Genomic DNA, 13,707 nt, shown 5'->3' with positions numbered 1-13,707 from the left:
TGGCGTGGTGCCAGCCGGCTCGCACCGTCTCCACAGGAGCCTCGGACCATGCAAAACCTTCCCCTCCCGGCCGGACGCTGCGTCCGGCTTCGCGCCTTCGCACTGGCTGGCATGCGCGCCGTGGCCGTCGCGGCGACCGGCCTCTCGGCCCTCGCGCTGACCGCGGCACCGGCCCGCGCCGAGGCCGCCAAGGCGCCGGCCGAGTGCACTGCGCTGCAAGCCAAATACCCGCAATTCAAGGGCAAGACCCTGGTCAACGCGATCAACCCGCACACGCCGGGATACGAAACCATCGACCCCAAGGATCCGAGCAAATACATCGGCTTCGACATCGATCTGGGCGAGACCATCGGCGGCTGCCTGGGCTTCAAGCTCACCTACAAGCCCGTGACCTTTGCGGCGCTGCTGACCACGCTGCAGGCCGGCCAGGCCGACATCGTCATCTCCGACATCTACGCCACCGAAGAGCGCGCCAAGGCGGCCGATTTCATCACCTACTCGAAGGTGTTCGACGGCGTCCTGGTGGCCAAGGGCAACCCGAAGAAGATCACAGGCATCAACAGCTCGCTGTGCGGCACGGCTGCGGCCGAGAACACCGGCTATGTCGAGGTGCCGCTGATCCAGGCGCTCGCGCCGCAGTGCAAGGCCATGGGCAAGCCAGAGCCCGAGATCCAGCTCTACGACAACAACCAGAACTGCATCCAGGCCATCCTCGCCGGCCGCGCCGACACCTACATCAACGACGTCAACACCGTCGACAGTGCTGTCAAGGCGTATCCGGACAAGCTGGAGAAGGCGGCCGCGGTGACGCTTCCGTACTCGGTGGGCATCGCCGTGCCCAAGGGCAAGGCGGACTTCCGCGACGCGGTGATGGCCGCATTGGTGGCGATCCAGAAGGCTGGCATCCAGACCGAACTGCTCAAGAAAAACGGCCTGCCGGTCGAGAACCTCGAGGCACCGCGCCTGCTCGTGGCGAAGTGAGATGAACCTGTTCCTCCATTACCTCTCCATGCCCTACCTGATCCAGGGCATCGTCTTCACGCTTGCAGCCACCGGCATCGGGTTGGCGGGCGGGGTGGTGATGGGGCTGGTGCTTGCGGCCATGCAGCTCAGCCGCTTCAAGCCGCTGGCTGCATTCGCCCGCGGCTATGCGGTGATCTTCCGCGGCACGCCTCTGGCGCTGCAGATGATCTTCTTCTACAACGCGCTGCCCCACGTGGGTATCGTGCTGCCCGGGCTCCTGGCCGCCGGCCTGGCGCTGGCATTCAACGAGGCCACGTTCATCGCCGAGATGTTCCGCTCGGGCGTGGTCGGTGTCGACCGTGGCCAGGTGGTGGCCGGGCAGGCCCTGGGCATGACACCGCGGGTGCTGATGCGCCGCATCGTCGCGCCGCAAGCCCTGCGATCGATGATCCCCGCGATGGGCAACGAGGCGGTGAGCACGCTCAAGAATTCATCGCTCGCGTCGGTGATCGCAGTGCAGGAACTCACGCTGCGCAGTTCGCAGCTGGCCTCGTCGACCTTCGATTTCTTCTCGGTCTTCTTCGCCTCCGGCCTGATCTACCTGGTGCTGACCGGCGCGATCAGCCTGGTGCAGCTGGCACTCGAAGCGCGCTTCGACCTGGACCGGCCGCAGGCGCTGCGAGGATTGGCGCGATGGCTGCCATGGCATCGTGCCGCGGCGCCGGCCGCGGGCCCTTCGCCTTCGGGGGAAACAGCAGCAGCGGCCGAGGTGCCGGTGCCCGAGCCCGAGGACGCGGCACCGCCCGCGCGGCCGGTTCCCGCGGCGCCCGCCATCGAGCGCGCGGCGCGCGCTTCGCGGCTGGCCGATGCGCCGGTGGCCTTGCGCATCAGCGGCGTGTCCAAGGCCTATGGTCCGCAGGCCGTGCTCAGGGATCTGAGCCTTACGGTGCAGGCCGGCGAAGTGGTCGCGCTGCTGGGCCCGAGCGGCTCGGGCAAGAGCACGCTCCTGCGCTGCATCAACCACCTCGAGAGCTGGGATGCCGGGCAGGTCCATGTCGGCGGCCAGCGCCTGGGCTACCGGCCCGACGGCCAGCTCATGACCCCGAGCGACCTGGCCCGCGAGCGCGCTCGCCTGGGCGTGGGCATGCTGTTCCAGCAGTTCAACCTGTTCGCCCATCTGACGGCGCGCGAGAACGTGGCCGGCCCGCTGCGCTGGGTGCACGGCTGGTCGGCCGCGGAAGCCGACCGCCGCGCACGTGAACTGCTGATGCGGGTGGGCCTGGCTCACCGCGTCGACGCGCTGCCGCGCCACTTGTCCGGCGGCCAGCAGCAGCGCGTGGCCATCGCCCGCGCGCTGGCGCCGGGGCCCAGCGTGCTGCTGCTGGACGAGCCCACGTCGGCGCTCGATCCCGAACTGGTCAACGAGGTGCTGGAGGTGATTCGCCGACTTGCCGTCGAGGAAGGATTGACGATGGTCATCTCCACCCACCAGCTGCGCTTTGCCGCCGAGGTGGCCGACCGCGTGGTGTTTCTTTCCGGCGGCTGCATCGTCGAGAGCGGGCCCGCGCTCGAGGTGCTGCAGCACCCCCGGCACCGCGAGACCGCCCGCTTCCTGCGCGTGATGTCGGCCGACGTGCTGCCGGCCGCTTCGACGCCCACGCCCGCCTGAGCCCCGCTCCCTGAAGGACCCCATGAAACATCACACCCTGCCTGTCTCCCCCCAAACCGTCCACTGGGGCTATTTCAGCAAGGCGGTCGCGCCGTCGCTCGTCGTGAACTCTGGCGACCGGGTGACGATCGAGACCCTGACCCACCATGCCAACGACGACTATGAGCGCATGGTCGCCGGTGACCCCGGCGCCGAGTCGGTGTTCGCGTGGACGCGCGAGCACAAGGCCGTGCCGCGCCGCGGCGCAGGTCCCGTGGAGGGGCCTTTCAAGCTCGGCGAGGGTGAGGGTGTCGGCGTGCACCTGCTGACCGGCCCCGTCGTCATCGAAGGCGCGGAGCCGGGCGACGTGCTGGAGGTGCGCATCCTCGACGTGCGCCCCCGGCCCAGCTGCAACCATTGCTATGCGGGCCGCTGCTTCGGCTCGAACGCAGCCGCATCCTGGGGCTTCCATTTCCGCGACCTGATCGAGGAGCCCAGGCCGCGCGAGGTGGTGACGATCTTCGAACTCGACACCTCGGGCGAGCCCTTCGCACGTGCCGTCTACAACTACGTGTGGACGCCGCAGACCGACCCCGACGGCGTGGTGCACACCATGATCGACTACCCCGGCGTGCGCGTCGACCACGCGCTGGTGCGCAAGCGCGAAGACATCCTGCGCAACGTCAAGGTGCCGGCTCGCCTGCATTTCGGCACCATGGGCCTTGCGCCGTCGGAGTCCGACTTCGTCAGTTCCATTCCGCCGAGCTACACCGGCGGCAACATCGACGACTGGCGCGTCGGCAAGGGCGCACGCATGTACTACCCGGTGGCCGTGCCTGGCGCCTTCTTCTCGGTGGGCGACCCGCATGCCGCCCAGGGCGACAGCGAGCTCGGCGGCACGGCCATCGAGACCTCACTGACGGGCGACTTCGAGTTCATCCTGCACAAGCAGTCCGAACTGGGCGGCACCCTGCTCGAGGGCCTGGACCATCCGCTGCTGGAGACCGAAGAACTGTGGTCGGTCTACGGCTTCACCTACCCCAACTACCTGGCCGCGCTCGGGCCCGAGGCGCAGACGGCGATCGCCGGCAAGTCGTCGCTCGACCCGGCCATGCGCGACGCCTTCCGCAAGCTGCGCCGCTTCCTGATGACGGTGCACCGCCTCAGCGAGGACGAGGCCATCGCGTTGCTGTCGGTGGCGGCCGACTTCGGCGTGACCCAGGTGGTGGACGCCAACTGGGGCATCCATGGTTCGATCCGCAAGAGCGTCTTCACGAACCGGTGACTGCAGGGCTCGGTGCACTTCGGTCGGCCGCTGGACCATCTTGGGGTGTCTTGCTCGCCGCATGGAGGCGCCAGCCGCTGCGCGTGCGCGCTGGGCTGGCCACCGGCGCGGGCCGGAGACGCGGCAGAATGCGACCGACGGCCGCCGGCCAGAACCGGCCGTACAGCTCCGAGGCAGAATGCACCCGATAGCAGTCATAGAAGGCGACGCAAGACGCGATGCCGGTTCACGAGGAGTGCTGATGGCAGTCGGAGTAACGGTAGGTTCAATCACGGACGAGCTTGGTGCACCGTCGTTCGTGCACTCGTTCTTCTCAACTATCAGCGCGCATTGCGAGCCTACCGGCTGGGGCAGCTGCTTCCCCCACCTGATGAACGAGCTCTACCAAGGTCGTTTGCCTCATGCGCATGCGTTGCTCGCGCTCGCGGAACTGCAACAGGCAAAAGCGACACTGAGCAAATTGCCTCCCGCGTGCGTGGTGTGGGACATCGAGAATCGCCAGTCCAAACCGCCCTGGGGCGACAACATCGCATCGCAAATCACGAGCCTTGGCAACTACTTCGTGTCGAGCACCGGAGGCGACGTGTTCCAAATACTCGAGGAGGCCCTGGCCGCCTCTGTCGAGGAAAAGCAAGATGCCGTTCTCCAGTAACGTGCTTCAGTCGGCCATATGCAGTCATTCAGCCGATTGCCACCAGTCCCGCGAGACCGGTCGTTCGCGGCGCATGCCAATCTAGAAGCCTTCGAGAATGCCTCCATCAACTGAAGTCCTGCAACAACTGAGCGACTTCGCCTCTGGCAAAACCCCGGTGTCCGAGTTCGAGCAACAGCTCTATAACGATTCGGACATTGAAACCTTGCTCTCGGCAGAGAGCGCTCCTCGATTTTGCCAAACGGGGACGACGCTGTTCCACTACCTGATCGGGCTCGACCTCAGCGACCCGGGCCACGTGCTCAACGCACAGGACGTACTGGTCTCGTTGCTCCAGAAGCACGGAGTGGAGACGGCGCTGGCCGGGGCCGCAACGGCGGAATATGCGCTGCTGCTCGATGCCCAGCCGCGCTGGCTCGACGCGGACGTCAAGTTCCTTGCCTCGTTACTCGATGCCGCGCCACCCCTGCCTTCCAAACAGAGAAAGGCATGGCTGCGTCAGAGAATCTTGGAACTGTTTAAGTACGCCAAGCAGCCCCCGCGCTGGTTGCAGTCTCCAGCGTGGCCCATCGGAGATGCTGGCCCTTTGGTCTTCCTGGGGCAGTTTCCTGTGGCCGACTACTTTCATGACGAGGCGGCGGTGTATGTTTTCCATGACCCGGCGAAAGACGCGTTCACAACATTCGTTCAGCTCTGCTGAGCTCGCGGCATGAGGACAATCACCAAGACGCCTCCTCGCGGCCAGCCGCTGAAGCCGGACTGCCTTGCATTCAATGGCATCATGGGACCTTGCGCCCCGCTTGCCTGGCGGCACGATCGATCACGTCGGCGACTTTCTTCGGTTGGGTCATGAAGACCGCATGGCTTGCCTTCACCTCTTCCACCGTGGCACCAATGCGCTGGGCCATCTTGTGCAGCATCCGCACGTCGAAGGCCTTGTCCTCGGTCGCGATCACCGCCCAGCTTGGCTTGGTTCGCCATGCGGCGTGATTGAGCTTGGTCGCAAACACCGACATGTTGATCGGCACCTGCGAGTCACGCAAGAACGCGGCGTCCGCATCGCTGGCATCACCGGCGAAGCCGATCTTGAACTTCTCCAGACTGACGAATCCGTAGCCGTCGGCTTGCGTGTCGATCACGAAGTCGGGGGCACTGAATCCGACGTACTGCTCACTCGTGGTCTCGCCGGCGTCGGGCGAGAGAGCGCTGACATAGACAAGACCGACCACCTTCGGGTTGGTGCCCGCCTCGGTGATGACCGTGCCCCCCCAGGAGTGACCGACGAGGATCGTGGGACCGTCCTGGCGGGCGAGCGCCCGCTGGGTCGCCGCCACGTCGTCGGCCAACGAAGTCAGAGGATTCTGAACAATAGTGACTCGGTAGCCTCTGTTAATCAGCTCGTCATAGACACCCCGCCAGCCCGAACCATCGGCAAAGGCGCCATGCACCAGTACAACATTTTTTGCCTGCACCTGTTGCGCATGTGCGCCGCCACCGGGGCCGACGATGCTGGCGGTGGTCGCAGCGGCGATGAAAAGCTTGCGAATCAGTGAGTTCATGGGGGGCCCGAGCAGTGGATGGAAAGATTGAAAATGGTAGAAAAAAAAGCGTTGAACAGGGTTGCGAAAATGGCCACAAAGTCAGATGTTTAAGCCTACAGATTGCACTTCTGCAAAACGGCGTTGTGCAGATTGACGAAATCGTGCAATAAAGATGTGCGGCACGATGGGCGCATCCGAGATCGGGGCGCACACGAACAACCCCTCGCGGGATGCGCGGGCCGCTGGCCTGCTTCATGTTCGAGATGCAGCTGCCGATGGACCCGGCGCGCCTAGACCGTCGGGACGGTTCCCCCGTCTATCAAGTGCTCCGAACCCGAGATCGAGCCCGCCCGTGGTGACACAAGGAACGTGATCAGGTCAGCGACCTCTTGCGGTCTGGCCGGCCGGCCGAGCGGAATGCCGCCAAGCGATTGCATGATGATCCGCTTGCCGCCCTCGTAGTCGGTGCCGGCCTGGTCGGCAAGGCGCTCGGCCAGCGCCACCGACGCTTCGGTCTCGACCCATCCCGGCGACACGCGCAACACGCGAACGCCCTTGGGTGTCACCTCTTTCGACAACGCCTTGCTGTAAGTAGACAACGCCGCCTTGGCCGCCGCATAGGCGGTCGTGGATTCCGGCAATGGCAGCAGGCGCTGGATCGAGCTGACGTGGACGATGACGCCTGAACCCTGCGCGAGCATGGCGGGCAGCAGTGCGCGATCGAGTCGGACGGCGGGCATGAGATTCTGGTTCAGTTCAGCGAACCAGCGCGCATCATCAAGGGCTGCAAAGCCGCCGCCTGGTGCACTGGAGCCGCCGAGCACGTTGACCAGGATGTCGACGCCGCCCCAATGGTCGAGCACCGACTGCGCGACCTTGGCGGCGCCCTCGGCCGTCGAAAGATCGGCAGCAACATGGATTACGTCCCCGATCGACCACGCGGGCGCGGAGCGCGCCGTGGCCATCACCTGCACGCCGGCACCGCGCAGACCTTGAACGACAGCCGCGCCGACACCCTTGGTACCGCCGGTGACCAGCGCTCGCTGCCCTTGGAGTTGAAGATCGAAGCTCATGCCGTGATCTCCAGCGACGCGATCAGGCCACGTTCGAGGCGAAAGCGATACTGAAGGTCGACCGGGCTGCCGGGGAAATCGCCGGCCACGTGAGCCCGAACGACCTGGACTCCCCCCTCCTGATGCAGCGCAAACGGCTCGACCTTGTCCCCGTACCGGGCCGCTGCGGCGGCCTTCCATTCTTGAATCGCGCGGCGGCCGGTGTGGGTGTGGCCTTCATCCTTCACGCTGGCTAGTGGAATGAAGCATCGGGCCAGTGCCTCGGCGCTCTGCGCGTCGGCCACGAAGTAGGCCGAGATGGGATCGGGAAGGGTCGGGGTGCTCATGGTGACAACGCCTCGGAAGTGAAGTGGCAAGGATGCGCGTCGCACACCAATAAGTGAATCTTCTAGAATCTTCACGAGCTATGTAGAGGACGATACACAATGCGCGGAGCGGAATTTGCCGAGCTCAAGGCTTTTGCCGCGGTGGTGGAACGTGCGAGCTTTGCCCGCGCCGCGGAGCATCTGGGGCTGTCTGCTTCCGCGCTGAGTCAAACCATCCGACAGCTGGAAACGCGGCTCGGTACGCGTTTGCTGAATCGCACGACCCGCAGCGTTGCCACCACCGCGACCGGGGGGCAGTTGTACGGGCGCATCGCGCCGCTCTTTCAGGACATGGCCGATGCCGTGAACGAAGCGAGCGCCATGGCAGGTCAGACGCGCGGCACGCTGCGCATCAACACCCTCGGGATGGCCGCCTGGACGGTGATCGGCCCCCGCCTGGGTCGGTTTCACCGGGCGCACCCGGAGGTCACACTGGACATCGTGGTCGAAAACGGACTGAGCGACATCATTGCGGGTCGATTCGACGCTGGCATCCGCGTCGGAGGCAAGCTGGAGAAGGACATGATCGCCGTGCGCTTGACGCCGGATGTGAAGATGGTGGCCGTGGCATCCCCGGACTATCTGGAGCGTCGCGGTACACCGCGGTCACCGTCCGATCTGCAAGGCCACGCCTGCATCAACTGGCGACTTCAGAGCGACGGGAGTGCCTACCGCTGGGAGTTCGAAAAGAAGGGCAAGCGGACCGAAGTGGCGGTGGACGGACCGTTGGTCACCAATCATTCAGACATGGGTGTCGCTGCTGCACTGCAAGGACTGGGGATCGCCTATGCCTTCGATCGCGAACGAGTCGATGCGCTGCTCGCCCAGCAGCGCCTGGTGGAGGTTCTTGCCGACTGGTCGATTGCAAGGCCAGGGCTGTTCCTGTATCACCCCAGCCGGCGCCACGTTCCGGCCGCGCTGCGCGCCTTCATAGACTGCATGCTGGAGAAAGCTCCCTGAGCTAGGTCGGGTTCTGAATACTCGCCTTTGAGATTCAGAAATTCCAGCACATCTCTACCCTTGAAAGGTTTGTGCCGAGCGCCAGCCAAGGGAGGCGAGATCGTGGTGCTGAACGGCCCCGGCCTGGCCTTGGCGTCTCCGTCCCCGTCGGCCACCTACTTGTGAGCGATTCATTGGCGCAAGCACTGTCAGACTTCGCAGGTGCCTCTTTTGAACGGCCCGAAGAGGCCTACTACCAGACGATGAGCAGGCGCTGGAACTCAGCCAACGATGCGCGCTGACCGGCCAGAATGAACGACCGCTTTCCGAAAAGTCGGACAGCCGGTATGGGCCCGAAGCGGTAGTTCAGATTTCTCCAAAGCAGCCGCCCAAATTTCAGGCAGCTCGTCTAAAGCCTCACCCAATACCAAGTTCGTGTTGCAACTTATCTATTTTTCCATAACAATGGAATCATGGAAGAAAATGAAGTCATTAAGGCGCTAGCAGCATTGGCCCAGCCCATGCGGCTGAAAGTGTTCCGTGCACTTGTGGTTGCCGGGCAGAGGGGCATGACCCCCGGCGCCATCGTTGAGTTGCTCGAGGTGCCTGCTGCGACGCTGTCTTTTCACCTGAAAGAGTTGAACAACGCAGGGCTCGTCACGCAGGAGCGAGAGGGTCGCAGCCTGACCTACCGTGCGGCGTACGACCAGATGAACGCCCTGATTTCATTCATGATGGCTAACTGCTGTTCGGGGCAACCTCTCGAGAGCCCAAAAGCCTCCGAGTGCGCGTGCTGAGGTCGACCAGATGAAAACCTCTGCCCATCATCAGTTGGTCGTATGGCATGAGGTGGCTTGTGTCGGCAGTTTTCGCGACCGTGGTGCGTCGTCCGACCCCCGACATGTTTGGATTCGCCGCGCGCACCTGCGATGGCGACCGTTCCGCATGTGACCTAACTCCCTGGCAAACGATATACCGCTTCGCTCCTTCTTGGGCGATGTAGGGACTCGTTCGCCACGCCATCCGAATCCTCCTTGTTAACGTGCCTCTTGAAGGCGCGAGGGAATTCTTTGTCTGTCTTATCCCGCGGAAGGAAAAACCATGTCGAACTTGAACCTCTCTCTTCGTCCCGCAGCCAGTACAGACTGGCCCGCCATTGCCGCGCTGCTGGAGGCGAATAACCTGCCACTCCAAGGTGCACACACGCATCTCGCCACATACCTTGTCGCCACGCGTGACAGTAATGTGGTGGCGACCGCTGGAGCCGAGGTCTACGGTGACGTCGCACTACTGCGTTCCGTTGCGGTAGCTCCCGCTTTGCAGCGTCAGGGGATTGGCAAGGTACTCGTTTCACGCCTGCTAGAAGAGGCCAAACGACGCAAGATTGCGAAAGTTTTTCTGCTCACAGTGACTGCGCCTGAATATTTTGTGCAGTTTGGATTCAAGCGCGGTACCCGTGACAACATCCCCGCAGCACTGCAGGCGTCCGCGGAGTTCCAAGGAGCTTGTCCTGCTTGCGCCGCATTGATGTCCGTCACGCTGCAGGAAACATCGCTTATGGGCGACGGATTGCCAGTCGCTGTTCTCGGCGCCGGACCCGCAGGCCTGGCCGCCGCAGCCAGACTCATACAGCGCGGCATTGACGCCGTGGTACTGGACGCGGGCGACCAAGTGGGCGCCAATCTCTTGGACTATGGTCACGTGCGTCTCTTCTCGACCTGGCAATACAACGTCGACCACGCGATGGCCGAGTTGCTACGGCCAACCGGGTGGGCAGAGCCGCCGGCCACGGAGCTTCCACTGGCGAGTGAGGTGGTCGAGATGGTGCTTGCACCTTTTGCCGCTCTGCCCCAAGTTGCCAAGATGTTGCGACTCAATACTCGCGTGGTCTCGGTCAGCCGCGAGGGCTTCGACAAAGTGAAGTCAGCGGGTCGCGACAAGGCGCCATTTGTCATTCAGGCCGTGCAACATGACCGACCGGTGGAGCTTCGCGCCCGAGCAGTCATCGATGCGACCGGCACATGGTCCACCCCCAATCCTTTGGGCGCAAACGGATTGCCGGCGGCGGGTGAGACTGAACTGCAAGAGTCCATTTTTTACGGTATCCCAGATGTACTTGGGCCGCAACGCGAACGGTATGCAGGCAAGCGCACATTGGTGGTTGGTGCTGGCCACTCTGCGGCCAACGCCTTGCTCGCCTTGGCGGAGCTCGCACGACGGGCGCCTGAGACACGCTTCGCCTGGAGCGTTCGATCCCCGGTGCTCACACGCGTTTTCGGCGGGGGCGCCGCAGACGCGTTGCAAGCCCGTGGTCAGTTGGGCGGCGCGGTGAAAGCGCTGCATGACTCTGGCACCCTGGAGTTCATCGCCGGTTTGCGTATTACGGGGTTGCGACGAGAGGACGGTGCCATCACCGTGGTGGGCCTGGATGCGGGCGGTCAAGAAAGCGAATTCGCTGGTTTCGACGAAATCATCTGCGCCACGGGACAGCGTCCGAACCTGGACATGACGCGCGAGCTACGGCTCAAGCTCGACACTTGGCTGGAGTCAACAGCAGCGCTCGGCCCGCTCATTGACCCCAACCTGCACAGCTGTGGAACGGTGCGCCCCCATGGTCACCGCGAGCTGGCCCACCCCGAGCCCGGCTTCTACACCTTGGGGGTCAAAAGTTATGGGCGTGCGCCAACGTTCCTTATGGCCACCGGCTTTGAACAAGCGCGCTCCGTCGTGGCGGCGCTTGCAGGAGACTTGGACGCGGCCGACCGCGTGGAGTTGGAGCTTCCTCAAACTGGGGTCTGTAGCCTGGATACCGTCGACCAAGCGGTCAGCGCAAGTGCAACTCGTGGAACGCCATCTGCAATCTTGGCACCGAATGCCAAGGAAGTCGCTGCCGGATGCGGACCGAAGTCTTGTAGTGCACCTGCAAAACAGCCGGCACCCGCTAAAACCGCTTGCTGCTGAGGCTCCACCTATCGACCGCTCACAACAAGCCATGCATAACTCCCACCGTGCGCGAACCGTCGCGGCACTGGGTACGGCGCAAACCCTTGCATGGGCTTCGTCGTATTACCTGCCGGCGATGCTGGCTCCCAAGATGGCCCCAGACCTTGGAGTTTCCATCCCGACGACCTTCATGGCGTTTTCTTTGGCGCTGGTGGTCTCCGCCTTCATCGGGCCGGTCGCCGGCAATGCGATTGACCGTTGGGGTGGTCGCCCGGTGCTGCTGGCCACCAATCTCACCTTTGCGGTGGGCTTGACCGGCTTGGCCATAGCAGACGGACCTTGGGGCCTGTTCGCCGCCTGGGCCGTCATCGGTGTGGGGATGGGTAGCGGCTTGTACGAGGCCGCATTTGCGGCCCTGGTGCATCTGTATGGCCGCGACGCTCGAGGCGCCATCACCGGTATTACGCTGATTGCAGGATTTGCGAGCACGGTGGGCTGGCCATTGTCCACGCTGATGGAGGTGCAGTTTGGTTGGCGCGGTGCATGCCTTGGCTGGGCTGCGATGCATCTCTTCATCGGGCTCCCGCTGAACTGGTCCGTCCCACGGATGGTCCAACCCTCTATGCGGGCTGAGTCTCAGGATGTTGAAAGCACTCCACCCGCAACCCTCGAGCTGGTCGACCGTCCAAGGTTGGCCGCCGGTTTGCTGGCGCTGGTCTTCGCCATCACTTGGTTCAGCAGTACGGCGATGGCGGCGCACTTGCCCCAGCTCCTCCAGGACAGCGGTGCTTCGCTTGCCGTCGCGGTGGGCATCGGTGCCCTGGTGGGCCCGGCGCAGGTTGTGGGTCGTATTCTCGAGTTTAGTTTTCTGCGTCGCCTATCCCCGTTGTCGTCGGCACGCATAGCGGCGCTGGCGCATCCAATAGGGGCTGCTATCCTGCTAGTGGCGGGAGCACCGGCTGTAGCACTCTTCGCGGTATTGCATGGCGCCGGTAACGGTGTCCTGACCATTGCGAAAGGTACGCTCCCCCTAGCGCTATTTGGTCCACGGGGGTATGGTGCCAGGCAAGGTTTACTGATGGTGCCGGCGCGTATCTGCCAAGCCCTCGCACCCGCACTGTTCGGGTTTTGTCTAGCCCGCTGGGGCGTCGGGGCACTCTGGCTGACGGCTGCGCTCGGTGTGCTGGCCTTTGGTGCCTTGATGATGATGCCGCGTGCGGCCACCCCGCAGGCGCGAGTCTCCGTTTCGGGACCCGGGCAGTGAGCGCTGGGCTCCACGCCCGGAGCCCTGGATCGACGAGATGAGGCCGCCGCGCTAAGAGGATGGCGGCATCAGTGGATGTTCGAGACGGTCTGCGATTCGAGCACTGCAAGCGCAGCTTCCATCTCTTCGCTGGTGCCGCACATGCACCAGTCCCAAAACGTTTCGTCCGCCCGATGCAAACGCAGTGCCACGCAGTCGTGTTCGGTCACACCCATTCTGTCGAGAATCTCGGCCACTTCTAGCGCGTCCATCTCGGCATCAACGTGCAGGATGAAGGTAGTCATGTAGGTCCGCCTCGACGCGCTCTTCTGGGCGTCGAACCACTGTACTGCGGAACTGCTTCGGGCGATATGGCTACTCGGATCCCAGCCTTCCTCGGCTGCCGGTGGGCCGAACGGACCTACTTGGGCCCGTGCTCCAAGCATCGTTCAAGCGATGCGTGCAGTAGCCGCGGAACGGCGATCGTTAGCTGGCGCATGCCATCTACGATGCACTACGACTTTTGCTTGGAGGCAGGGGTAAACCCGTTCTTCGGGCCTCTGTAGCCATCCCTTAACACTGCAGACGGAATCAAAATGAGAGAGCGTCGTGAAGTTCCGCTCCTGGCCGAATTCGGAAGTCTAGCCTTGAGCAGCGACAGTCCGTTTTTCGCTGCAAAGCTGGCTTCCGAGAGTTGATCGCGATCGCAGTTGAAAGGTATCCACTTGGCAAGTCATCCTGAATTCGCCTGGCAGGCAAAACGATTTGCTTCCTTTGCTGAGGCAGCTGGAAGGCCGGAGCAGCCAAAAGAATTCAGTCAACGGGCGAGACAACTTAACCATTCCAAAGCCCCGATGAAACACAATGTGTCTTTAGTTCTGCATTTGTAGATTGAATAGCGCTCGCGTATCTTGCGCCCACCTTCGATGGCCTCAAGACCAAAGAAGGTGCTGCCGGGAGGGCAGGGATGCACAAGGAGGGAGCGTCAGTTGCCATGGCGAGCCATGCGCAAAGGCGACGCATCACGCAGCATCAACGCACGACCTGCATGCCTT

At 63.5% G+C, this 13,707-nt stretch carries 13 protein-coding genes; 9 read left to right on the top strand and 4 right to left on the bottom strand.

The window, feature by feature from the left end:
* Positions 1-111: 111 nt before the first annotated feature.
* From L1081_RS27230 to L1081_RS27210, 5 genes are all read left to right on the top strand, one after another.
* A complete protein-coding gene (locus tag L1081_RS27230; RefSeq protein ID WP_489417995.1) occupies positions 112-981 on the top strand; it encodes a transporter substrate-binding domain-containing protein in 870 nt (289 codons plus the stop codon).
* 1 nt (position 982) lies between these two features.
* Positions 983-2,632, top strand: a complete 1,650-nt coding sequence (locus L1081_RS27225) for an ABC transporter permease subunit (protein WP_489417744.1) — start codon at positions 983-985, stop codon at positions 2,630-2,632.
* A gap of 22 nt (positions 2,633-2,654) precedes the next feature.
* A complete protein-coding gene (locus L1081_RS27220; protein WP_489417743.1) occupies positions 2,655-3,896 on the top strand; it encodes an acetamidase/formamidase family protein in 1,242 nt (413 codons plus the stop codon).
* Positions 3,859-4,548, top strand: coding sequence for an Imm70 family immunity protein (locus L1081_RS27215; protein WP_489417742.1), 690 nt, complete (start codon positions 3,859-3,861; stop codon positions 4,546-4,548). Before L1081_RS27220 ends, L1081_RS27215 begins: the two co-directional genes overlap by 38 nt.
* Before the next feature lie 97 nt (positions 4,549-4,645).
* Positions 4,646-5,248, top strand: a complete 603-nt coding sequence (locus L1081_RS27210) for a hypothetical protein (RefSeq protein ID WP_489417741.1) — start codon at positions 4,646-4,648, stop codon at positions 5,246-5,248.
* 79 nt (positions 5,249-5,327) lie between these two features.
* Here the strand turns inward: L1081_RS27210 and L1081_RS27205 are convergent, their stop codons facing one another.
* The 3 genes from L1081_RS27205 to L1081_RS27195 form a co-directional block, all read right to left on the bottom strand.
* Complete coding sequence (locus L1081_RS27205; protein WP_489417740.1) at positions 5,328-6,107, bottom strand: alpha/beta fold hydrolase; 780 nt, start codon at positions 6,105-6,107, stop codon at positions 5,328-5,330.
* A gap of 272 nt (positions 6,108-6,379) precedes the next feature.
* Positions 6,380-7,162, bottom strand: a complete 783-nt coding sequence (locus tag L1081_RS27200; RefSeq protein ID WP_489417739.1) for an oxidoreductase — start codon at positions 7,160-7,162, stop codon at positions 6,380-6,382.
* Positions 7,159-7,488: a nuclear transport factor 2 family protein gene (locus L1081_RS27195; protein ID WP_489417738.1), complete on the bottom strand. Its 330-nt coding sequence runs from the start codon at positions 7,486-7,488 to the stop codon at positions 7,159-7,161. Before L1081_RS27195 ends, L1081_RS27200 begins: the two co-directional genes overlap by 4 nt.
* A gap of 99 nt (positions 7,489-7,587) precedes the next feature.
* Between L1081_RS27195 and L1081_RS27190 the strand changes: the two genes are divergently transcribed.
* The 4 genes from L1081_RS27190 to L1081_RS27175 all read left to right on the top strand — a co-directional run bounded on the left by L1081_RS27190 (position 7,588) and on the right by L1081_RS27175 (position 12,673).
* On the top strand, positions 7,588-8,487 hold the full coding sequence (locus L1081_RS27190; RefSeq protein WP_489417737.1) for a LysR substrate-binding domain-containing protein: 900 nt from the start codon (positions 7,588-7,590) through the stop codon (positions 8,485-8,487).
* A 452-nt stretch (positions 8,488-8,939) separates the two neighbouring features.
* Positions 8,940-9,263, top strand: coding sequence for a metalloregulator ArsR/SmtB family transcription factor (locus tag L1081_RS27185; protein WP_489417736.1), 324 nt, complete (start codon positions 8,940-8,942; stop codon positions 9,261-9,263).
* 304 nt (positions 9,264-9,567) lie between these two features.
* Entirely contained in the window at positions 9,568-11,427 is a 1,860-nt protein-coding gene (gene arsN2, locus L1081_RS27180; RefSeq protein ID WP_489417735.1) for an arsenic resistance N-acetyltransferase ArsN2, read from the top strand.
* A 31-nt stretch (positions 11,428-11,458) separates the two neighbouring features.
* Positions 11,459-12,673, top strand: a complete 1,215-nt coding sequence (locus L1081_RS27175) for an MFS transporter (protein WP_489417734.1) — start codon at positions 11,459-11,461, stop codon at positions 12,671-12,673.
* 68 nt (positions 12,674-12,741) lie between these two features.
* On the opposite strand, the gene L1081_RS27170 is transcribed toward L1081_RS27175, so the two are convergent.
* Entirely contained in the window at positions 12,742-12,957 is a 216-nt protein-coding gene (locus L1081_RS27170; RefSeq protein ID WP_489417733.1) for a hypothetical protein, read from the bottom strand.
* Between the last annotated feature and the right edge of the window lie 750 nt (positions 12,958-13,707).

It is taken from the genome of Variovorax sp. MSC1_012, from assembly GCF_023667525.1.
Lineage (GTDB): Bacteria > Pseudomonadota > Gammaproteobacteria > Burkholderiales > Burkholderiaceae_C > Variovorax > Variovorax beijingensis_B.
The sequence above is the reverse complement of the archived record's forward strand: the minus strand, read 5'-3'. Positions and strand labels throughout refer to the sequence as shown.

Coding starts and splice junctions, on each gene's coding strand:
- L1081_RS27225 (WP_489417744.1), top strand. CDS start 983: ATGAACCTGTTCCTCCATTACCTCTCCATGCCCTACCTGATCCAGGGC.
- L1081_RS27170 (WP_489417733.1), bottom strand. CDS start 12,957: ATGACTACCTTCATCCTGCACGTTGATGCCGAGATGGACGCGCTAGAA.
- L1081_RS27220 (WP_489417743.1), top strand. CDS start 2,655: ATGAAACATCACACCCTGCCTGTCTCCCCCCAAACCGTCCACTGGGGC.
- L1081_RS27210 (WP_489417741.1), top strand. CDS start 4,646: ATGCCTCCATCAACTGAAGTCCTGCAACAACTGAGCGACTTCGCCTCT.
- L1081_RS27215 (WP_489417742.1), top strand. CDS start 3,859: ATGGTTCGATCCGCAAGAGCGTCTTCACGAACCGGTGACTGCAGGGCT.
- L1081_RS27230 (WP_489417995.1), top strand. CDS start 112: ATGCGCGCCGTGGCCGTCGCGGCGACCGGCCTCTCGGCCCTCGCGCTG.
- L1081_RS27190 (WP_489417737.1), top strand. CDS start 7,588: ATGCGCGGAGCGGAATTTGCCGAGCTCAAGGCTTTTGCCGCGGTGGTG.
- L1081_RS27185 (WP_489417736.1), top strand. CDS start 8,940: ATGGAAGAAAATGAAGTCATTAAGGCGCTAGCAGCATTGGCCCAGCCC.
- arsN2 (WP_489417735.1), top strand. CDS start 9,568: ATGTCGAACTTGAACCTCTCTCTTCGTCCCGCAGCCAGTACAGACTGG.
- L1081_RS27175 (WP_489417734.1), top strand. CDS start 11,459: ATGCATAACTCCCACCGTGCGCGAACCGTCGCGGCACTGGGTACGGCG.
- L1081_RS27205 (WP_489417740.1), bottom strand. CDS start 6,107: ATGAACTCACTGATTCGCAAGCTTTTCATCGCCGCTGCGACCACCGCC.
- L1081_RS27200 (WP_489417739.1), bottom strand. CDS start 7,162: ATGAGCTTCGATCTTCAACTCCAAGGGCAGCGAGCGCTGGTCACCGGC.
- L1081_RS27195 (WP_489417738.1), bottom strand. CDS start 7,488: ATGAGCACCCCGACCCTTCCCGATCCCATCTCGGCCTACTTCGTGGCC.